Origin of the sequence: Mesorhizobium sp. RIZ17 (assembly GCF_051127865.1) — a bacterium.
Taxonomy (GTDB): domain Bacteria; phylum Pseudomonadota; class Alphaproteobacteria; order Rhizobiales; family Rhizobiaceae; genus Mesorhizobium; species Mesorhizobium humile.
The window spans coordinates 5,431,792-5,448,708 of sequence record NZ_CP147861.1 but is presented as its reverse complement, the minus strand read 5'-3'; the positions used below and the strand labels follow the sequence as shown (position 1 = coordinate 5,448,708).

At 62.7% G+C, this 16,917-nt stretch carries 26 protein-coding genes; all 26 read right to left on the bottom strand.

Going from position 1 to position 16,917, the window contains the following annotated elements:
- Positions 1 to 153: 153 nt before the first annotated feature.
- Positions 154 to 981 carry an aspartyl/asparaginyl beta-hydroxylase domain-containing protein gene (locus tag WDX12_RS26530; protein ID WP_320297967.1) on the bottom strand — a complete coding sequence of 276 codons (828 nt, stop codon included), beginning with the start codon at positions 979 to 981 and terminating at the stop codon, positions 154 to 156.
- Positions 982 to 1,129: 148 nt separating this feature from the next.
- On the bottom strand, positions 1,130 to 2,440 hold the full coding sequence (locus tag WDX12_RS26525) for a replication-associated recombination protein A (protein ID WP_320297968.1): 1,311 nt from the start codon (positions 2,438 to 2,440) through the stop codon (positions 1,130 to 1,132).
- Between the two features lie 39 nt (positions 2,441 to 2,479).
- The gene (locus WDX12_RS26520) at positions 2,480 to 3,967 is read right to left on the bottom strand and encodes a DegQ family serine endoprotease (protein WP_320297969.1); all 1,488 of its coding nucleotides are present in this window, start codon (positions 3,965 to 3,967) and stop codon (positions 2,480 to 2,482) included.
- 192 nt (positions 3,968 to 4,159) lie between these two features.
- Positions 4,160 to 4,591 (bottom strand): 50S ribosomal protein L17, encoded by a 432-nt coding sequence (gene rplQ, locus WDX12_RS26515; RefSeq protein WP_217570559.1) that lies wholly within the window; start codon positions 4,589 to 4,591, stop codon positions 4,160 to 4,162.
- Positions 4,592 to 4,695: 104 nt separating this feature from the next.
- Complete coding sequence (locus tag WDX12_RS26510; protein ID WP_320297970.1) at positions 4,696 to 5,706, bottom strand: DNA-directed RNA polymerase subunit alpha; 1,011 nt, start codon at positions 5,704 to 5,706, stop codon at positions 4,696 to 4,698.
- Between the two features lie 97 nt (positions 5,707 to 5,803).
- A complete protein-coding gene (rpsK, locus tag WDX12_RS26505; RefSeq protein ID WP_006205444.1) occupies positions 5,804 to 6,193 on the bottom strand; it encodes a 30S ribosomal protein S11 in 390 nt (129 codons plus the stop codon).
- Positions 6,194 to 6,326: 133 nt separating this feature from the next.
- Positions 6,327 to 6,695, bottom strand: a complete 369-nt coding sequence (gene rpsM, locus WDX12_RS26500; RefSeq protein ID WP_027170351.1) for a 30S ribosomal protein S13 — start codon at positions 6,693 to 6,695, stop codon at positions 6,327 to 6,329.
- 210 nt (positions 6,696 to 6,905) lie between these two features.
- Positions 6,906 to 7,496: an adenylate kinase gene (locus WDX12_RS26495; RefSeq protein ID WP_320297971.1), complete on the bottom strand. Its 591-nt coding sequence runs from the start codon at positions 7,494 to 7,496 to the stop codon at positions 6,906 to 6,908.
- Entirely contained in the window at positions 7,493 to 8,833 is a 1,341-nt protein-coding gene (gene secY, locus WDX12_RS26490) for a preprotein translocase subunit SecY (protein ID WP_320297972.1), read from the bottom strand. Before secY ends, WDX12_RS26495 begins: the two co-directional genes overlap by 4 nt.
- Before the next feature lie 257 nt (positions 8,834 to 9,090).
- On the bottom strand, positions 9,091 to 9,564 hold the full coding sequence (gene rplO / locus WDX12_RS26485) for a 50S ribosomal protein L15 (RefSeq protein ID WP_434722575.1): 474 nt from the start codon (positions 9,562 to 9,564) through the stop codon (positions 9,091 to 9,093).
- Between the two features lie 22 nt (positions 9,565 to 9,586).
- Positions 9,587 to 9,784, bottom strand: a complete 198-nt coding sequence (gene rpmD / locus WDX12_RS26480) for a 50S ribosomal protein L30 (protein WP_027170355.1) — start codon at positions 9,782 to 9,784, stop codon at positions 9,587 to 9,589.
- A 25-nt stretch (positions 9,785 to 9,809) separates the two neighbouring features.
- Positions 9,810 to 10,373, bottom strand: a complete 564-nt coding sequence (gene rpsE, locus WDX12_RS26475) for a 30S ribosomal protein S5 (RefSeq protein WP_032933400.1) — start codon at positions 10,371 to 10,373, stop codon at positions 9,810 to 9,812.
- A 149-nt stretch (positions 10,374 to 10,522) separates the two neighbouring features.
- Entirely contained in the window at positions 10,523 to 10,885 is a 363-nt protein-coding gene (gene rplR / locus WDX12_RS26470) for a 50S ribosomal protein L18 (RefSeq protein ID WP_027170356.1), read from the bottom strand.
- A gap of 133 nt (positions 10,886 to 11,018) precedes the next feature.
- Complete coding sequence (gene rplF / locus WDX12_RS26465; RefSeq protein ID WP_320297974.1) at positions 11,019 to 11,552, bottom strand: 50S ribosomal protein L6; 534 nt, start codon at positions 11,550 to 11,552, stop codon at positions 11,019 to 11,021.
- Between the two features lie 113 nt (positions 11,553 to 11,665).
- The gene (gene rpsH / locus WDX12_RS26460) at positions 11,666 to 12,064 is read right to left on the bottom strand and encodes a 30S ribosomal protein S8 (RefSeq protein WP_027170358.1); all 399 of its coding nucleotides are present in this window, start codon (positions 12,062 to 12,064) and stop codon (positions 11,666 to 11,668) included.
- 12 nt (positions 12,065 to 12,076) lie between these two features.
- Positions 12,077 to 12,382, bottom strand: a complete 306-nt coding sequence (gene rpsN / locus WDX12_RS26455) for a 30S ribosomal protein S14 (RefSeq protein ID WP_042642199.1) — start codon at positions 12,380 to 12,382, stop codon at positions 12,077 to 12,079.
- Between the two features lie 26 nt (positions 12,383 to 12,408).
- Positions 12,409 to 12,987, bottom strand: coding sequence for a 50S ribosomal protein L5 (gene rplE / locus WDX12_RS26450; RefSeq protein WP_320297975.1), 579 nt, complete (start codon positions 12,985 to 12,987; stop codon positions 12,409 to 12,411).
- Positions 12,980 to 13,294 carry a 50S ribosomal protein L24 gene (gene rplX, locus WDX12_RS26445; RefSeq protein WP_042642195.1) on the bottom strand — a complete coding sequence of 105 codons (315 nt, stop codon included), beginning with the start codon at positions 13,292 to 13,294 and terminating at the stop codon, positions 12,980 to 12,982. Before rplX ends, rplE begins: the two co-directional genes overlap by 8 nt.
- A gap of 12 nt (positions 13,295 to 13,306) precedes the next feature.
- A complete protein-coding gene (gene rplN, locus WDX12_RS26440; protein WP_006205457.1) occupies positions 13,307 to 13,675 on the bottom strand; it encodes a 50S ribosomal protein L14 in 369 nt (122 codons plus the stop codon).
- A gap of 82 nt (positions 13,676 to 13,757) precedes the next feature.
- Positions 13,758 to 13,997, bottom strand: a complete 240-nt coding sequence (gene rpsQ / locus WDX12_RS26435) for a 30S ribosomal protein S17 (RefSeq protein ID WP_010909280.1) — start codon at positions 13,995 to 13,997, stop codon at positions 13,758 to 13,760.
- An 11-nt stretch (positions 13,998 to 14,008) separates the two neighbouring features.
- Positions 14,009 to 14,209 (bottom strand): 50S ribosomal protein L29, encoded by a 201-nt coding sequence (gene rpmC / locus WDX12_RS26430; RefSeq protein WP_320297976.1) that lies wholly within the window; start codon positions 14,207 to 14,209, stop codon positions 14,009 to 14,011.
- 12 nt (positions 14,210 to 14,221) lie between these two features.
- Entirely contained in the window at positions 14,222 to 14,635 is a 414-nt protein-coding gene (rplP, locus tag WDX12_RS26425) for a 50S ribosomal protein L16 (protein WP_027170364.1), read from the bottom strand.
- Between the two features lie 27 nt (positions 14,636 to 14,662).
- Complete coding sequence (gene rpsC / locus WDX12_RS26420) at positions 14,663 to 15,397, bottom strand: 30S ribosomal protein S3 (RefSeq protein ID WP_112129139.1); 735 nt, start codon at positions 15,395 to 15,397, stop codon at positions 14,663 to 14,665.
- Positions 15,397 to 15,786, bottom strand: a complete 390-nt coding sequence (rplV, locus tag WDX12_RS26415; protein ID WP_006205462.1) for a 50S ribosomal protein L22 — start codon at positions 15,784 to 15,786, stop codon at positions 15,397 to 15,399. Before rplV ends, rpsC begins: the two co-directional genes overlap by 1 nt.
- 2 nt (positions 15,787 to 15,788) lie before the next feature.
- Entirely contained in the window at positions 15,789 to 16,067 is a 279-nt protein-coding gene (gene rpsS / locus WDX12_RS26410) for a 30S ribosomal protein S19 (RefSeq protein ID WP_015317982.1), read from the bottom strand.
- Between the two features lie 16 nt (positions 16,068 to 16,083).
- Positions 16,084 to 16,917, bottom strand: coding sequence for a 50S ribosomal protein L2 (rplB, locus tag WDX12_RS26405; RefSeq protein ID WP_320297977.1), 834 nt, complete (start codon positions 16,915 to 16,917; stop codon positions 16,084 to 16,086).

The following is a 16,917-nucleotide window of genomic DNA, read 5'->3' as shown; positions in this document are numbered from 1 at the left end:
ATTTGGCGCAATCCCGGTCGAAACCGCCCGGCATTTCCTATTACTGGCCTGGACTTTCTAAAGATCGTCGCTCGTTGGCGCCATACGACGTTGGTTCAAGAGCAGATTGGCGGTTCGGCCGATGTGCCGGCCGAACCAGGGCGAGGCGCCAAGTCAGTTGGCGGCCGCCTTCGGCTTGGACGAGCCGATCATCTTCCAGTTCTTGTAGAAGACGGAATTGATGCGCTCCACACTGACCGATACGATGGCGAGAAGCCCCGCGATCAGCTTCGGGAACGGAGACGGGCGGATGATGTCGACGAAGACGCAGTAGCGGCGGCCGTCATATTCGTTGACCGAGCGGTGGAACAGCGTGTCGTCGAAGATGAACAGCGGGTTGTCGTACCAGTAGTTCTTCTTGCTGCCGCACTGAACGAAGATTTCCGCCTGCACCGGAATCAGATTGTAGAGGATGCGCAGGCTGAGCCGCAGCGGACCGAAATGCCAGGACGTGGATTCGCGCTTGCTGAAAACGGATACCGCGATCGTCTTGATGTATTTGTAGTCCTTGTTGAATTCGGGAACGTTGTCGATCTTGTGCTTGCCGTACCACTGGTAGACATACATGCCGCGCCGGCCGGCGCCGAAATTGGCGTCGATGTCTGCGATGATCTCGTCCTTGCGGGCCTTGAAGACGCCCAGCACCTCGTTGATCTCGCGCTGATAGTCCTCGGGGAACTGCTCGGGCTTCCAGACACCGGGGTTGCGGTAGCAGAGAAGGTCGACGATCAGGTTGAATGGCGACAACAGCCAGGTGAACAGGCCATTGCCGAGGAAGTAGCGCTCGAACAGATTCAGGTTCTTCTGGTCGTTGCGCATGACATCGATCAGGCCGCAGACGACCCAGATCGTCGCCAGGATCGGGATGAAGTAGAAGGCGAGCGCGAGAACCACGACCGCGATGGCGGCCTTGCGGAGCGACTTGACGGTTTTCTTTTTCATTGTCATTCGCGCGGGAGCGCGATCCTGTTCCATGAGACAAAATCACGGCGACCCCCGCCAGCCGTGCGTCTTGATAAGATTTTTTGTTTCCCGGCACAATGCCGCCGCACGTGGTCCGCCACGGCGGCCGACCATTGGGCTGCACAACTCAGCTGTTCCGTTCGCTGCGCAGCTTTGCCCAGTATTCCAGCCGCTTGCGGATGTCGCGCTCGAAACCGCGCTCCGGCGGATCGTAGAAAGTGCGCCGACCCATCTTTTCCGGAAAATAGTCCTGGCCCGAAAACGCGTCCGGCTCGTCATGGTCGTAGCGATAGCCGGCGCCGTAATCCTCCTGCTTCATCAGCTTGGTGGGCGCGTTGAGGATGTGCTTGGGCGGCAGCAGCGAGCCGAACTCCTTGGCGGCCGCGGTCGCGGCCTTGAAGGCGTTGTAGACGGCGTTGGATTTCGGCGCGGTGGCCAGATAGACGGCGGCCTGGGCGAAGGCGAGCTCGCCTTCGGGAGAACCCAGATAGTCATAGGCGTCCTTGGCTGCATTGGCGACTACAAGCGCTTGCGGATCGGCGAGCCCGATATCCTCCACCGCCATGCGCACGAGCCGGCGGCCGAGGTAGAGCGGGTCCTCGCCGGCATCGAACATGCGGGCAAGATAGTAGAGCGCCGCATCCGGATCGGAGCCGCGCACCGATTTATGCAGCGCCGAGATCAGATTGTAATGGCCGTCCTGGCCCTTGTCGTAGATCGGGGCGCGGCGCTGGATGACGCGCTGCAGGCCCTCCGGGCCGAACACTTCGCCTTTCTTGGCGGCGCGCCAGACTTCCTCGGCCAGCGTTAGCGAGGCGCGGCCGTCGCCGTCAGCCATGCGGATGAGCATGGCACGCGCTTCGTCATCGAGCGGCAGCGCCCTGCCCTCGGTTTCTTCCGCCCGCGCCAGAAGCTTGGCGATGCTTTCCTCGCCCAGCGAACGGAACACCAGCACACGCGCGCGCGACAGAAGCGCTGCGTTCAGCTCGAAGGACGGGTTCTCCGTCGTGGCGCCCACCAGCACCACCGTGCCGTCTTCCATCACCGGGAGGAAACCGTCCTGCTGGGCGCGGTTGAAGCGATGGATCTCGTCGACGAAGAGCAGCGTCTGGCGGCCGTTGGAGCGCCTCAGCTTCGCCGCCTCGAAGACTTTCTTGAGGTCCGCGACGCCGGAAAACACGGCCGAGATCTGCTCGAAGGCAAGATTGGTCTCACCGGCCAGCAGCCGCGCCACGGTCGTCTTGCCAGTGCCGGGCGGACCCCAGAAGATCATCGAGCCGAGCGAACCGGAATCGATCAGCCTGGTCAGCGCGCCGTCGGGGCCAGTCAGATGCTCCTGGCCGACGACCTCGCCGAGGTTTTTGGGGCGCAATCGGTCGGCAAGCGGCCGTCCAGGTGGCGCTTTCTCCGGTTCATCGGAACTGAACAGATCGGCCATTCATGTCTTCAAGGCTAGAGGACGATCCCTTGGATCGCCTCAATAACGCAATACCTGACGCAGTATCTGCCCGCCACGCTCGACGGTAAAGCGCCACCAGCGCGTGTCCTGCTGGGCAACCTGTGCCAGCGTCGCCGCGGTGTCGATGGTGGTGCCGTTCACCTCGCGCACGATATCGCCGGGCTGGAAGCCGAAATCGGCGGCCGGCGAATCGCGGCTGATATCGATGACGGTGACGCCCTTGAGATCGGTGCGCAGGCCAAGCCTCTGGGCAAGCCTGGGCGACAGTTCCGCGACCTTGGCGCCGGAAAAGGGACTGCGGCCACGCAAGGTCACTTCACTGGGCTTGGCGCCTTCCGGCGCGCGCTCCAGTGGGATTTCCAACGTCGCCTGCTGCCCCTTGCTCAGCACGGCGAAGGTCGCCTTGGTACCGATCGACAGCGTCGCCATGCGGTAGTCGAGGGCCTCGATGCTTTCGACCGGCGTGTTGTTGAGCGATAGGATGACATCGCCCGCCTTGAGCCCCGCCTTGCCCGCCGGCCCCGTGGCGTCAACCGACGACACCAGGGCACCGGTCGGCTTCTCCATGCCGAGCGATTCGGCGATCTGCGGCGTCACCATCTCGAATTCGGCGCCGATATAGGGACGCTCGAAGAAATCGAGGCCGGCCTTGGCGGCGTCGGCGAAGGCGCGGACCATGTTCGAGGGAATGGCGAAGCCGATGCCGATCGAGCCACCGCTGCGGCTGTAGATCGCCGTGTTGATGCCGACCAGTTGGCCGCCCATGTTGATAAGGGCGCCGCCCGAGTTGCCGGGATTGATGGCGGCATCGGTCTGGATGAAATAGCCCGAATCCGAGACGCCGATATGGCTGCGGGCAAGCGCCGAGACGATGCCGCTGGTGGTGGTCTGGCCGACGCCGAACGGGTTGCCGATGGCGAGCACCAGGTCGCCGACCTCAAGCGCGTCGGAATCGCCGATGGCGATCACCGGGAACGGCTTGTCGGCCGAGATCTTGAGCACGGCGAGATCGAGCGTCTCGTCCTTGAGCATGACCTTGGAGGTGAACTCGCGTCCGTCCGCGGTTGCAACCTTCACCTCGTCGGCGTCCTTGATGACGTGGAAGTTGGTGACGATCACACCGCTCGGATCGACCAGCACGCCGGAGCCCAGCGAGGACTGCGCGCGCGGCTGGGCGCGGCCGAAGAATTCCTCGAAGAAGGGATCGCCCTCGAAGGGCGAGGTCACCTTGGCGGTCTGCGAGGCATAGACATTGACGACGGCCGGGGCCGTCTGCTTGACCAGCGGCGCGAATGAGAGCTGCACTTGCTCGCGGCCGAACGGCACGCGCTTGTCCGGGCTGGACGTGCCGTTCTCGCCTTCGACGCCATGCAAGAGATCGGTCAGCACGTCGGAAAGACCCGGATCGGCCGGCTTGGCGGCGTCCTCGGCAAAAGCCTGTCTTGTGGCCGGTGCCGCGGCGAAGACGGCCAGGGCGGCAACAAGAAACAGTCGTTTGAGCTGCATTTTCGAATCCCTCCAGATCGGGCGCCATTGTCTCGACGATTGTGCAGAATGAAAGGCTAATGCACATAATTGCGACACTTGTCGCGCAAAAGCGTGAAGCTGGAAGTGAAATTCCACGCGCCCGGCTCAAACCTCTTCCAAATGCAAAAGGGGCCCGTAGGCCCCTTGAAGTCATTGATGAAAACGCTGGCCTCAGGCGGCAGCGGCTTCCTCATTGGCGCCTTCAGCCTCGAGACGGGCGCGGTCGCCGGCGCCCTTGGCCGAGGTGTCGCGATCGACGAATTCGATGACCGCCATGGCGGCGTTGTCGCCTTTGCGGAAGCCGGCCTTCATGATGCGCAGGTAGCCGCCGTTGCGGGTGGCGTAGCGCGGGGCGAGGGTCTCGAACAGGCGCTTGACGACGCCTTCATTACCGATCTGCGCGATCACCTGGCGGCGGGCGTGCAGGTCGCCGCGCTTGCCGAGCGTCACCAGCTTCTCGACGATCGGACGCAGGTCCTTTGCCTTCGGCAGGGTGGTGACGATCTGCTCGTGCTCGATCAGAGACACGGCGAGGTTGGCGAACATCGACTTGCGGTGGCTGATGCTGCGGGCGAAACGACGGCCTTTGAAACCGTGGCGCATGGCTCTTTTCCTTCTTCAGTTGTTCGAGAGGCCACGGCCTCTGATGGTTTTCCGCATGACCGTCGGATCGAGCGGCTCTCGCCGCCGATCCTTGGAATTCATGCTCAATATTGGTCTTCGTAACGCTTGGCGAGGTCTTCGATATTTTCCGGCGGCCAGTCCGGCACTTCCATGCCGAGATGCAGGCCCATGGCCGCCAGCACTTCCTTGATCTCGTTCAGCGACTTGCGGCCGAAGTTCGGGGTGCGCAGCATCTCGGCTTCGGTTTTCTGGATCAGGTCGCCGATATAGACGATGTTGTCGTTCTTCAGGCAGTTTGCCGAACGCACCGAAAGCTCGAGCTCGTCGACCTTCTTGAGCAGCGCCGGGTTGAAGGCGAGCTCTGTGACGGCTTCGGCGGCAACTTCCTTCTGCGGCTCGTCGAAGTTGACGAACAGCGCAAGCTGGTCCTGCAGGATGCGGGCGGCGAAAGCGACCGCATCCTCGCCCGAGATCGAGCCGTTGGTCTCGATGCTCATGGTCAGCTTGTCGTAGTCGAGCACCTGGCCCTCGCGGGTGTTCTCGACCTTGTAGGAGACCTTCTTGACCGGCGAGTAGAGGCTGTCGACCGGGATCAGGCCGATCGGCGCGTCCTCGGCGCGGTTGCGCTCGGCCGGCACATAGCCCTTGCCGGTGTCGACGGTGAACTCCATGCGGATCTCGGCGCCCTCGTCCAGCGTGCAGATGACGTGGTCGGGGTTGAGGATCTCGACGTCGCCCACGGTCTGGATGTCGCCTGCGAGCACCGCACCCGGGCCTTGCTTGCGAACGACCATGCGCTTGGGACCATCGCCTTCCATGCGGATGGCGATTTCCTTGATGTTGAGCACGATGTCGGTCACGTCCTCGCGCACACCGGCGATGGACGAGAATTCATGCAGCACGCCGTCGATCTGCACGGCGGTGACAGCAGCGCCGCGCAGCGAAGACAGAAGCACGCGCCGCAGCGCGTTGCCGAGCGTCAAGCCGAAGCCGCGCTCGAGCGGCTCGGCCACCAGCGTGGTCAGCGTCTTCTTCTTCGACGAGAACTCGATCTTGTTCGGCTTGATCAGTTCCTGCCAGTTTTTCTGGATCATAAAAATCTTCCTTCCTTTGCCCCGCCACCATCCAATCGTGGCGGGCGACACGGAAAGCCGCGGAGGAACGCCGTGGCGTTCGCGCGGCGCTTAAAAATCAGACGCGGCGCTTCTTGCGCGGACGGCAGCCATTATGCGGGATCGGCGTCACGTCGCGGATCGAGGTGATGGTGAAGCCGGCGGCCTGCAGCGCGCGGAGCGCCGATTCACGGCCGGAGCCGGGTCCGCAGACCTCGACCTCGAGCATGCGCATGCCGTGTTCCTGCGCCTTCTTGGCGACGTCCTCGGCAGCCATCTGGGCAGCGAACGGGGTCGACTTGCGCGAACCCTTGAACCCTTGCGCGCCAGCCGACGACCAGGCAATCGAATTGCCCTGCGCGTCGGTGATGGTGATCATGGTGTTGTTGAAGGTCGAATTGACGTGGGCAACGCCCGACGAGATGTTCTTGCGTTCGCGACGGCGAACACGAGCGGCTTCCTTGGCCATGGTAGTCCTTTCAGTTGATCTCTACACCGCCGTAATGCCAGCGGCTCCACCTTATAAAAGCGAGTAGTGAGTAGTGAGTAGGGATTAGCGAATAGGGGCCCTACTCGCTAATGACTACTCGCTATTCGCTCAATTACTTCTTCTTGCCGGCGATCGCCTTGGCCGGGCCCTTGCGGGTGCGCGCATTGGTGTGCGTGCGCTGGCCGCGGACAGGTAGCGAGCGGCGGTGACGCAGGCCGCGGTAGCAGCCGAGGTCCATGAGCCGCTTGATGTTCATCGAGACTTCGCGGCGCAGGTCGCCTTCGACCTGGTAGTCGCGGTCGATCGTCTCGCGGATCTGCAGCACTTCCGCGTCGGTCAGCTGGTTGACGCGGCGGTCCGCCGGGATGCCGACCTTGTCGACGATCTCCTGGGCAAACTTCTTGCCGATGCCGTGAATGTACTGAAGCGCGATGACGACGCGCTTGTTGGTCGGAATGTTGACGCCGGCTATACGAGCCATTTTCTTCTCTTTCTCCATGTGGGCCGGGCATGCCCGGCGCTGTCGAAGTTGCCCCGCGTCCGGTGGAGGCCGGCCCTTGCGGGAGTTTCCTGGTTCAAAGCGGATGCCTTGCCCGCAAGGGCAAGCAAAGTCCATGCCTGATAGGAAGACGGGCCGCCATACCCCAACGGCCCACTCCAGTCAAGCGCAATCGTCAATTGCCGGCCCGGCCTACTTCACCGCGGCCGCGAGCACCTTGCCGATCTCGGCGGTGACCGCATCGATGCCGGCCATGCCGTCGACGGTCTTGAGCTTGCCTTTGGCGTAGTAGTAGCCGATCAGCGGCGCCGTCTTCTTGTAGTATTCGCGCAGGCGTTCTTCGAACACCGCCGGGTTATCGTCCTTGCGCACCGGCTGGCCGGCGGCCTTGGCATCCTCGGCGCGTTTGACGATTCGCCCAACCAGCGCCTTGTCGTCGACGACGAGCTCGACGACGGTGTCGAGCGCAATGCCGCGCTCGGCGAGCATGGCCTCGACCGCGTCGGCCTGGACCAGCGTGCGCGGATAGCCGTCGAGGATGAAACCTTTGGCGCAATCCGGCTGATCGATGCGTTCGGCGACGATGGCGTTGACGATCGCATCCGAGACCAGCTCACCGGCATCCATCACCGCCTTGGCACGCTTGCCGACCTCGGTTCCGGCCTGGACTGCGGCACGCAGCATGTCACCCGTCGAGAGCTGCGGTATGCCGTGTTGTTCTACCAGTCTTTGTGCTTGCGTCCCCTTGCCGGCTCCTGGCGGCCCAAGCAAAATCAGCCTCATCTGCTCCTCTTCCCCCCGCGCAACTTCGACTTCTTGATCAGGCCCTCATACTGGTGCGCGATCAGGTGACCCTGAATCTGCGCCACCGTGTCGAGCGTGACACTGACCACGATCAGAAGCGATGTGCCACCGAGGTAGAAAGGTACGCCAGTCGCCGAAATCAGAAACTCCGGCAGCAAACAGACCAGCACCAGGTAGATGGCGCCGATGACGGTGATACGCGTCAGAACATAGTCGATATATTCGGCGGTGCGCTCGCCCGGACGATAGCCCGGAATGAAGCCGGAGTGCTTCTTGAGCTGGTCGGCCGTGTCCTTCGGGTTGAAGACGATCGCCGTGTAGAAGAAGGCGAAGAAGACGATCATGCCCGCATAGAAGATCATGTAGAGCGGCTGGCCATGGCCGAGCGAGGCCAGGATCGTGCTTGCCCAGGCCGGCAGGTTCGTCGCCTGCGAGAAGCCCGCGACCGTCGCCGGCAGAAGCAGCAGCGAGGACGCGAAGATCGGCGGGATGACGCCCGAGGTGTTGAGCTTCAGCGGCAGGTGCGAGGTATCGCCCTGGAACATGCGATTGCCGACCTGACGCTTCGGATACTGGATGAGCAGGCGGCGCTGCGCGCGCTCGAAGAAAACGATCAGCGCAATGACGACGATGGCCAGCACGATGATCGCGAGGATGAGGCCCGTCGACAACGCGCCGGTACGGCCAAGTTCCAGCGTGCCGGAGATCGCCCGCGGCAGGCCGGCGACGATGCCGGAGAAGATGATCAGCGAAATGCCGTTGCCGATGCCGCGCGCGGTGATCTGCTCGCCGAGCCACATCAGGAACATGGTGCCGCCGACCAGCGTGACGACCGTCGAGATGCGGAAGAACATGCCGGGATCGTTGACGATGCCGTTGCCGCCCTCGAGACCGATCGAAATGCCGTAGGCCTGGATCAGCGCCAGGAGCACGGTGCCGTAGCGCGTGTACTGGTTGATGATCTTGCGGCCCTGCTCGCCTTCCTTCTTCAGCGTTTCCAGCGACGGGATGACCGAGGTCATCAGCTGCATGATGATGGAGGCGGAGATGTAAGGCATGATGCCCAGCGCGAAGATCGCCATGCGCTGCACGGCGCCGCCGGCGAACATGTTGAACATGCCGAGCACGCCCTTGCTCTGCGAGGAGAAGGCCTGGGCGAAAGCGTCGGGGTTGATGCCGGGAAGCGGGATGTAGGTGCCGAGGCGGTAGACGAGCAGCGCGCCGATGGTGAACCAGATGCGCTTCTTGAGATCCTCGGCCTTGGCGAAGGCCGCGAAATTCAGATTGGAGGCTAGTTGTTCAGCAGCCGAGGCCATGCCTGATTCTCCGCTAGAGCATGATGCCGAAAAGTGTGAAGCGGTTTTCGGACGACATCACGCTCTACTTCATTGATTTCCATGTCACGCTCGATGCCCGCAGCTCAGGCAGCGCGTGTCACCGAAGCCCACGAGATAAGCTCCGGACCGTAAACATGCAAGCGGCCGCGTTGACGCGGCCGCCCAATTCATCTGGTCAAAGCGCGGTTCGACGGAAAATGCGAAGTCATCCCGGTCGGCCGCGCTTCAAATCGCCGTTACTCGGCGGTGGCCGCTTCCGGCAGCTTCACCGAACCGCCGGCCTTCTCGATCTTCTCGATCGCGGCCTTGGAGGCGCCGGCCACGTCGAAGGAGAGCTTGGCCTTGAGCTCGCCGTCGGACAGCACGCGCACGCCGTCCTTGACGCGGCGGATGACGCCGGCGGCAACCAGGGCCTCGGCCGTCACGGCCGCCTTGGCGTCGAGCTTGTTGGCGTCGATCGCCGCCTGGATCTTGGCCAGCGACACAACCGCGAAGCTCTTGCCGAACAGGTTGTTGAAGCCGCGCTTCGGCAGACGCCGGTAGAGCGGCATCTGGCCACCCTCGAAGCCGTTGATGGCAACGCCCGAGCGGGCCTTCTGACCCTTGACGCCGCGACCGGCGGTCTTGCCCGAACCGGAGCCGATGCCGCGACCGAGGCGCTTCCTGGAGTGCGTGGCGCCGTCCTTGTCACGCAGATCGTTGAGTTTCATCATTCTTCTCCTGCGCTTCCGTTCAGGCCTCGTCCACGACGCGGACGAGGTGCTGGACGGCGGCGATCATGCCGCGCACGGAAGGGGTGTCTTCCAGCGTGCGCCGCTTGTGCATCTTGTTCAGGCCGAGGCCGACCAGCGTCGCGCGCTGCTCCTTCGGCCGGCGGATCGGGGAGCCGATCTGCTCGACGGTGATGGTCTTGGTAGCTTTCTTGGCCATGGTCGAAATCCCTGGTCAGCGTCGACTATTCTTCAGCCGCAACGGCGGTGCCGCGGCGGGCCTGAAGGGTCGAGTACTTGATGCCGCGTGCGGCAGCCACATCCTTCGGATGCATCTGGCTCTTCAGCGCGTCGAAGGTGGCGCGAACCATGTTGTAGGGGTTCGACGAACCCATCGACTTGGCGACCACGTCATGCATGCCGAGCGTCTCGAAGACGGCGCGCATCGGACCGCCGGCGATGATGCCGGTACCCTGCTTGGCGGCGCGCAGCAGAACGCGTCCGGCGCCCCAACGGCCCTCGACGTCGTGATGCAGCGTGCGGCCCGAACGCAGCGGCACGAAGATCATGTCGCGCTTGGCCGATTCAGTCGCCTTGCGGATCGCTTCCGGCACTTCGCGCGCCTTGCCGTGGCCGAAGCCGACGCGGCCCTTCTGGTCGCCGACGACGACGAGAGCGGCAAAGCCGAAACGACGGCCACCCTTCACCACCTTGGCGACGCGGTTGATGTGGACGAGCTTGTCCACCATGCCGTCGTCGCGCTCTTCACGCTCGCGGCCGCGGCCGCCTTCTCTACGTTCCTGTGCCATATCCTGTTCCTTGTTCTTTTCCGGAAGCACGGGTTGCTGTTTGCCGACGCCTCATGCGGGTCGCCAGCGGCGAATTTCTCCTTTGCATGATCTTGTCCGAAAAGTCTGCAACTTTTCGCTGCGCGGACCTCCCGGTTCGGGATCATGCATTAGAAGCTCAGACCACCCTCGCGGGCAGCCTCGGCCAGCGCCTTGACGCGGCCGTGATAGATGTACGGGCCGCGGTCGAAGACGACTTCCTTGACGCCTGCCTTCGTGGCGCGCTCGGCGATCAGCTTGCCGACCGCGGCAGCGGCAGCGGTGTCGGCGCCGGTCTTGAGCGAACCCTTGAGGTCCTTCTCGAGCGTCGAGGCTGCGGCCAGCGTGTGGCCGTTGGCGTCGTCGATCACCTGGACGTAGATGTTCTTCGAGGTGCGGTGCACCGAAAGCCGCGGACGCTCGCCGGCGACCTTCTTCAGCTGGCGGCGCACGCGCTGCGCGCGGCGCTGGATGGTTTCTTTGGGGCTTGCCATAATGTCAGTTCCTTGCCTTCAGAAAACGGGGGCAACCCTGTGCGGTAGGCCAAGCCTCCCGCGGCCGCTCCCCGCGGCGTTACACTTCTCCGGCCCTTTCAGAAAAGTCTGCAACTTTCCCGGGCCAAGCTTATTACTTCTTCTTGCCTTCCTTGCGCACGATGCGCTCGTCGGAATAGCGCACGCCCTTGCCCTTGTAGGGCTCGGGGCCGCGATATTCGCGGATCTCGGCGGCGACCTGGCCAACCTGCTGCTTGTCGATGCCCGAGACCGTGATTTCGGTCGGCTTCGGCACCGTAATGGTGATGCCCTGCGGCGTCTGATAGACCACGTCGTGGCTGAAGCCGAGCGCCAGCTGCAGGTTCTTCCCCTGCAACGCAGCGCGATAGCCGACGCCGGTGATCTCGAGCTTCTTCTCGAAGCCGTCCTTCACGCCCTGCAGGATGTTGACGATCTGCGTGCGCGACATGCCCCACTTGGAGCGGGCGTTCTTGGTCTGGTCGCGCGGCTCGACGGAGATCTCGTTGTTCTCCATCTTCACCAGCACTTCGTCGTTCACCACGAACTTCAATTCGCCCTTGGGGCCCTTAGCCGTCACGGTCTGGCCGTTGACGGACGCGGTCACGCCCTGCGGCAGCGAAACGGGTTTTTTTCCGATACGAGACATTTTTGTCTCCTTCTTTCCTTAACTGCTGTGAATGGTGAATGGTAAAATGGTGAATAGCGCGATCGAAGTCCGTGCAGTTTCACCATTCACTATTCACCACTGACCATTCACCCTTAGAAGATCTGGCAGAGGATCTCGCCGCCGACATTCTGCTCACGCGCTTCATGGTCGGCCATGACGCCCTTCGGCGTCGAAAGGATGGCGATGCCGAGGCCGTTGGCGACGTGCGGGATCGACTTGGCCGAGACATAGACGCGACGGCCAGGCTTCGAGACGCGCGCGATTTCGCGTACGACCGGGGCGCCGTCGAAATATTTCAGCTCGATCTCGATTTCCGACTTGCCGTTTTCGAAATCGGTCTGGCTGTAGTCGCGGATATAGCCTTCCGACTTCAGCACTTCGAGGACGCGGGCGCGCAGACGCGAGGCCGGAGTCGAGACGCTCGACTTCTTGCGGCCATAGGCGTTGCGGATGCGGGTCAGCATATCGCCGAGAGGATCGCTCAATGACATCTCAGTGTCTCCTTACCAGCTCGACTTGACCAGGCCCGGGATCTGGCCGGTGTTGCCCAGATCGCGAAGCGCGATACGCGAAAGCTTCAGCTTGCGATAATAGGCGCGCGGACGGCCCGTCACTTCGCAGCGGTTGCGGATACGGATCTTGGCCGAGTTGCGCGGCAGCGCCGAAAGCTTCAACTGAGCGCGGAAACGCTCTTCCATCGGCTTGGACTGATCCATGATGATGGCCTTGAGCGCCGTGCGCTTGGCGGCGTACTGATCGGCGAGCTTGCGGCGCCGGTTGTTCTTCTCGACTGAGCTGGTCTTTGCCATTTCAGATGTTTCCTTTTTCGCTGCCGTTACTGGCGGAAGGGGAAGTTGAAGGCCTTGAGCAGCGCTCTTGCCTCGTCGTCCGTCTTCGCCGTCGTACAAACGATGACGTCCATGCCCCAGACCTGATCAACCTTGTCGTAGTTGATCTCCGGGAACACGATGTGTTCCTTGATGCCCATGGCGTAGTTGCCACGGCCGTCAAAGCTCTTCGGGTTCAGTCCGCGAAAGTCGCGAACGCGCGGCAGCGCGATGTTCACGAGGCGGTCGAGGAACTCGTACATGCGTTCCTTGCGCAACGTGACCTTGGCGCCGATCGGCATGTTCTCGCGCACCTTGAAGCCGGCAATCGAGTTGCGGGCGCGGGTGACGACGGCCTTCTGGCCGGCGATCATCGCGAGGTCCTCGGCCGCGACCGAGGGCTTCTTGGAGTCCGCGGTTGCCTCGCCGACACCCATGTTCAGCACGATCTTGTCGATGCGCGGAACCTGCATCTCGTTGTCGTAACCGAACTGCTCCTGCATCGCCTTGCGGATGGTCTCGTTGTAGACCTTCTTGAGGCGCGGCTCGTTCTTGGCAGTTGCCTGCTTGGTTTCAGCCTTAGCCATTGATGACTTCTCCCGAACGCTTGGCGACGCGCACCTTCTTGCCATCCTTCTGGATGGTGAAGCCGACGCGGGTCGGCTTGCCGTCCTTGGGGTCGGCCAGCGCGATATTCGACAGGTGGATCGGCGCTTCCTTGGTGATGATCCCGCCCTCTTGGGACTGGGTCTGCTTCTGGTGACGGCGAATGAGGTTCACGCCGCGGACGACCGCGGTGTCTTCCTTCGGCTGCACTGACAGGACTTCGCCCGAACGGCCCTTGTCCTTGCCGGCAAGCACGACGACCTTGTCGCCTTTTTTGATCTTTTGCATTGGTCCGGCTCCTTACAGCACTTCAGGCGCGAGCGAGATGATCTTCATGTGGTTCTTGGCGCGCAGCTCGCGCGGAACCGGTCCGAAGATACGGGTGCCGATCGGCTCTTTCTTATTGTCGACGAGAACGGCCGCGTTCTTGTCGAAACGGATCACGCTGCCGTCCGGGCGGCGGATGTCCTTGGCCGTGCGAACAACGACCGCCTTCATCACATCGCCCTTCTTAACGCGGCCGCGCGGAATGGCTTCCTTGATCGACACCACGATGATGTCGCCGACGGATGCATACTTCCGCTTCGAGCCGCCCAGCACCTTGATGCACATGACACGACGGGCGCCGGAATTGTCCGCGACGTCGAGGTTTGTTTGCATCTGAATCATGACTGGCCGCCTTCTTCTTTTCTAACGGGACGGGTGCTTCACCCCTCCCCGGTCTGTCCAAAATTCGGTTCGTTCGCCCGGATCAAGCCTGATCCGAAGAGACGACAATCCAGCGCTTGTCCTTCGAAATCGGCTTCGATTCCTGGATGAACACCTGGTCGCCGACCTTGTGGGCGTTGTTCTCGTCGTGCGCCTTGTACTTCTTGGTCATGCGCACGGTCTTCTTCATCACCGGATGGGTGAAGCGACGCTCGACCTTGACCACGACCGTCTTCTCATTCTTGTCGCTGACGACGGTGCCCTGCAGGATGCGCTTTGGCATGGTTCTCGTCCTTAAGCCTTCTTGGCCGCGGATTTTTCCGCGGCGATGGTCTTGATGCGCGCGATGTCCTTGCGGACCTGTCTCACGCGCGCGGTCTTCTCTAGCTGGCCGGTGGCCTTCTGGAAGCGCAGGTTGAACTGCTCCTTCTTGAGGGCTGCCAAGTCGTCGCTCAGCTGATCCTGGGTCTTGGTCCGGATGTCTTCGGCTTTCATGATCGCCTGTCCTTATTCTGCGATGCGCTGCACGAAGCGCGTCTTGACCGAGAGCTTGGCGGCACCGAGACGCAACGCTTCACGCGCGGTCTCCTCGCTGACGCCGTCGATCTCGAACATGATGCGGCCGGGCTTGACACGCGCCGCCCAGTAGTCAACGGCGCCCTTGCCCTTACCCATGCGGACTTCGGTCGGCTTCGAGGTGACCGGCAGGTCCGGGAACACCCGGATCCAGACGCGACCGGCGCGCTTCATCTCGCGGGTGATCGCGCGGCGGGCCGCCTCGATCTCGCGCGCGGTGACGCGGTTCGGCTCAAGCGCCTTCAGCCCGAAACCGCCGAAATCCAGATTGGTGCCGCCCTTGGCGGTACCGTGGATACGGCCCTTGAACTGCTTGCGGAACTTTGTGCGCTTTGGCTGCAGCATCGTTCTAACTCCAAATTCTCAAATGTCTCAGGCGTTCTCGCGACGACGACCGCGTTCGCGCTCACCGCCGGCACCGCCGCCGCCATGCGCGGCATCACCTTCGGTCGCACGGCGCTCGGAAGCCATCGGGTCGTGCTCGAGGATCTCGCCCTTGAACACCCACACCTTGACGCCGCAGATGCCGTAAGCCGTGTTCGCCTCGGCCGTGCCGTAGTCGACATCCGCGCGCAGCGTATGCAGCGGCACGCGGCCCTCGCGGTACCACTCCATGCGCGCGATTTCGGCGCCGCCGAGACGGCCGGAGCAGTTGATGCGGATGCCTTCGGCGCCGAGGCGCATGGCCGACTGAACGGCGCGCTTCATGGCGCGGCGGAACGCGATGCGGCGCTCGAGCTGCTGGGCGATCGACTGGGCGATCAGCGTGGCGTCGATTTCCGGCTTGCGCACTTCAACGATGTTGAGATGCGTTTCGGACTTCGTCATCTCGGTCAGCTTCTTGCGAAGCTTCTCGATGTCGGCGCCCTTCTTGCCGATGATGAGGCCCGGACGCGCGGCGTGGATGGTGACGCGGCACTTCTTGTGCGGACGCTCGATCACGACCTTCGAGATCGCGGCTTGCTTGAGTTCCTTCTCAAGATACTTGCGGATCTTGAGGTCCTCGTGCAGCAGCTGGCCGTACTCGCCGGTGTTCGCGAACCAGCGCGAATCCCAGGTACGATTGATGCCGAGACGCAGCCCGATCGGATTGACTTTCTGGCCCATTATGCGGCCTCCCCTTTTTCCTCGACTTCACGAACGACGATCGTGAGGTGCGAGAACGGCTTTTCGATACGGCTGGCGCGGCCGCGGCCACGAGCGTGGAAACGCTTCATGACGATCGACTTGCCAACATAGGCTTCCGCCACGATGAGAGCGTCGACGTCGAGGTCGTGATTGTTTTCCGCGTTGGCGATCGCCGATTCCAGCGTCTTCTTGACCGTGCCGGAAATCCGCTTGGCCGAGAATTCGAGGTCGGAAAGCGCTGTCGCGACCTTCTTGCCGCGGATCAGCGCGGCAACCAGGTTGAGCTTCTGCGGGCTGATGCGGATCGTGCGCAGAACGGCACGAGCCTCGTTATCAGCAAGCCTGCGCGGAGCTTTGGCCTTGCCCATGATTATTTCCTCTTCGCCTTCTTATCCGCGCCATGACCGTAATAGGTCCGGGTCGGAGCGAATTCACCGAACTTGTGGCCGACCATGTCCTCGTTCACCGAGACGGGAACGTGCTTCTGGCCGTTGTAGACACCGAAGGTGAGGCCGACGAACTGCGGCAGGATGGTGGAGCGACGGCTCCACATCTTGATCACCTCATTGCGACCACCTTCACGAACCTTGTCCACCTTCTTGAGAAGGTAGCCGTCGATGAAGGGGCCTTTCCAAATCGAACGAGTCACTTGGCGTTACCTCTTCTTAGCTCTTGCGCTGATGACGCGAGCGCAGGATGAACTTGTCGGTCGCCTTGTTGGACCGCGTCTTCTTGCCCTTGGTCGGCTTGCCCCAGGGCGAAACCGGATGACGGCCACCCGAGGTGCGGCCTTCGCCGCCGCCATGCGGATGGTCGACCGGGTTCATGGTCACGCCGCGATTGTGCGGGCGCTTGCCGCGCCACACGGTGCGACCGGCCTTACCGTCGTTGATGTTGCCGTGGTCGGGGTTCGACACAGCGCCGACGGTAGCCATGCAGGAGCCGTGCACGACACGCTGCTCGCCCGAGTTGAGGCGCAAGATAGCCATGCCCTGGTCGCGACCGACGAGCTGGGCGTAACCGCCAGCCGAACGGGCGACCTGGCCGCCCTTGCCCGGCTTCAGCTCGATGTTGTGGACGATCGTGCCGACCGGCATCGAGGCCAGCGGCATCGCGTTGCCCGGCTTCACGTCGACCGCTTCGCCAGCCACGACCTTATCGCCGGCGGCAAGACGCTGCGGGGCCAGGATGTAGGACAGCTCGCCGTCGTCATACTTGATCAGCGCGATGAAGGCGGTGCGGTTCGGATCGTATTCGATACGCTCGACCGTGCCGACGACGTCGTACTTCTTACGCTTGAAGTCGATGATGCGGTACGAACGCTTGTGACCGCCGCCGATGAAGCGGGCCGTGATGCGGCCGTAGTTGTTGCGGCCGCCCGACTTGGTCAGGCCTTCGGTCAGGCCCTTGACGGGCTTGCCCTTGTAGAGGCCCGAGCGGTCGACGATGACCAGCTGGCGGGTGCTCGGCGTTACCGGGTTGAATTTCTTAAGTGCCAT

Coding starts and splice junctions, on each gene's coding strand:
- rpsC (WP_112129139.1), bottom strand. CDS start 15,397: ATGGGCCAGAAAGTCAATCCGATCGGGCTGCGTCTCGGCATCAATCGT.
- rpmD (WP_027170355.1), bottom strand. CDS start 9,784: ATGGCCAAGAAAGCTACCAAGACCATCACCGTCGAGCAGATCGGCTCC.
- rplP (WP_027170364.1), bottom strand. CDS start 14,635: ATGCTGCAGCCAAAGCGCACAAAGTTCCGCAAGCAGTTCAAGGGCCGT.
- rpsH (WP_027170358.1), bottom strand. CDS start 12,064: ATGTCATTGAGCGATCCTCTCGGCGATATGCTGACCCGCATCCGCAAC.
- rpsE (WP_032933400.1), bottom strand. CDS start 10,373: ATGGCACAGGAACGTAGAGAAGGCGGCCGCGGCCGCGAGCGTGAAGAG.
- WDX12_RS26495 (WP_320297971.1), bottom strand. CDS start 7,496: ATGAGGCTGATTTTGCTTGGGCCGCCAGGAGCCGGCAAGGGGACGCAA.
- rplX (WP_042642195.1), bottom strand. CDS start 13,294: ATGCAAAAGATCAAAAAAGGCGACAAGGTCGTCGTGCTTGCCGGCAAG.
- rplR (WP_027170356.1), bottom strand. CDS start 10,885: ATGGCAAGCCCCAAAGAAACCATCCAGCGCCGCGCGCAGCGCGTGCGC.
- rpmC (WP_320297976.1), bottom strand. CDS start 14,209: ATGAAAGCCGAAGACATCCGGACCAAGACCCAGGATCAGCTGAGCGAC.
- WDX12_RS26525 (WP_320297968.1), bottom strand. CDS start 2,440: ATGGCCGATCTGTTCAGTTCCGATGAACCGGAGAAAGCGCCACCTGGA.
- secY (WP_320297972.1), bottom strand. CDS start 8,833: ATGGCCTCGGCTGCTGAACAACTAGCCTCCAATCTGAATTTCGCGGCC.
- rplQ (WP_217570559.1), bottom strand. CDS start 4,591: ATGCGCCACGGTTTCAAAGGCCGTCGTTTCGCCCGCAGCATCAGCCAC.
- WDX12_RS26520 (WP_320297969.1), bottom strand. CDS start 3,967: ATGCAGCTCAAACGACTGTTTCTTGTTGCCGCCCTGGCCGTCTTCGCC.
- WDX12_RS26530 (WP_320297967.1), bottom strand. CDS start 981: ATGAAAAAGAAAACCGTCAAGTCGCTCCGCAAGGCCGCCATCGCGGTC.
- rplF (WP_320297974.1), bottom strand. CDS start 11,552: ATGTCTCGTATCGGAAAAAAACCCGTTTCGCTGCCGCAGGGCGTGACC.
- rpsM (WP_027170351.1), bottom strand. CDS start 6,695: ATGGCTCGTATAGCCGGCGTCAACATTCCGACCAACAAGCGCGTCGTC.
- rpsK (WP_006205444.1), bottom strand. CDS start 6,193: ATGGCCAAGGAAGCCGCTCGTGTTCGCCGTCGCGAACGCAAGAACATC.
- rplN (WP_006205457.1), bottom strand. CDS start 13,675: ATGATTCAGATGCAAACAAACCTCGACGTCGCGGACAATTCCGGCGCC.
- WDX12_RS26510 (WP_320297970.1), bottom strand. CDS start 5,706: ATGATCCAGAAAAACTGGCAGGAACTGATCAAGCCGAACAAGATCGAG.
- rplV (WP_006205462.1), bottom strand. CDS start 15,786: ATGGGCAAGGCCAAAGCTCCGCGCAGGCTTGCTGATAACGAGGCTCGT.
- rplE (WP_320297975.1), bottom strand. CDS start 12,987: ATGGCTAAGGCTGAAACCAAGCAGGCAACTGCCAAGAACGAGCCGCGC.
- rplB (WP_320297977.1), bottom strand. CDS start 16,917: ATGGCACTTAAGAAATTCAACCCGGTAACGCCGAGCACCCGCCAGCTG.
- rplO (WP_434722575.1), bottom strand. CDS start 9,564: ATGAAACTCAACGATCTGCGTGACAAGGACGGCGCCACGCACTCCAGG.
- rpsQ (WP_010909280.1), bottom strand. CDS start 13,997: ATGCCAAAGCGCATCCTGCAGGGCACCGTCGTCAGCGACAAGAATGAG.
- rpsN (WP_042642199.1), bottom strand. CDS start 12,382: ATGGCAAAGACCAGCTCAGTCGAGAAGAACAACCGGCGCCGCAAGCTC.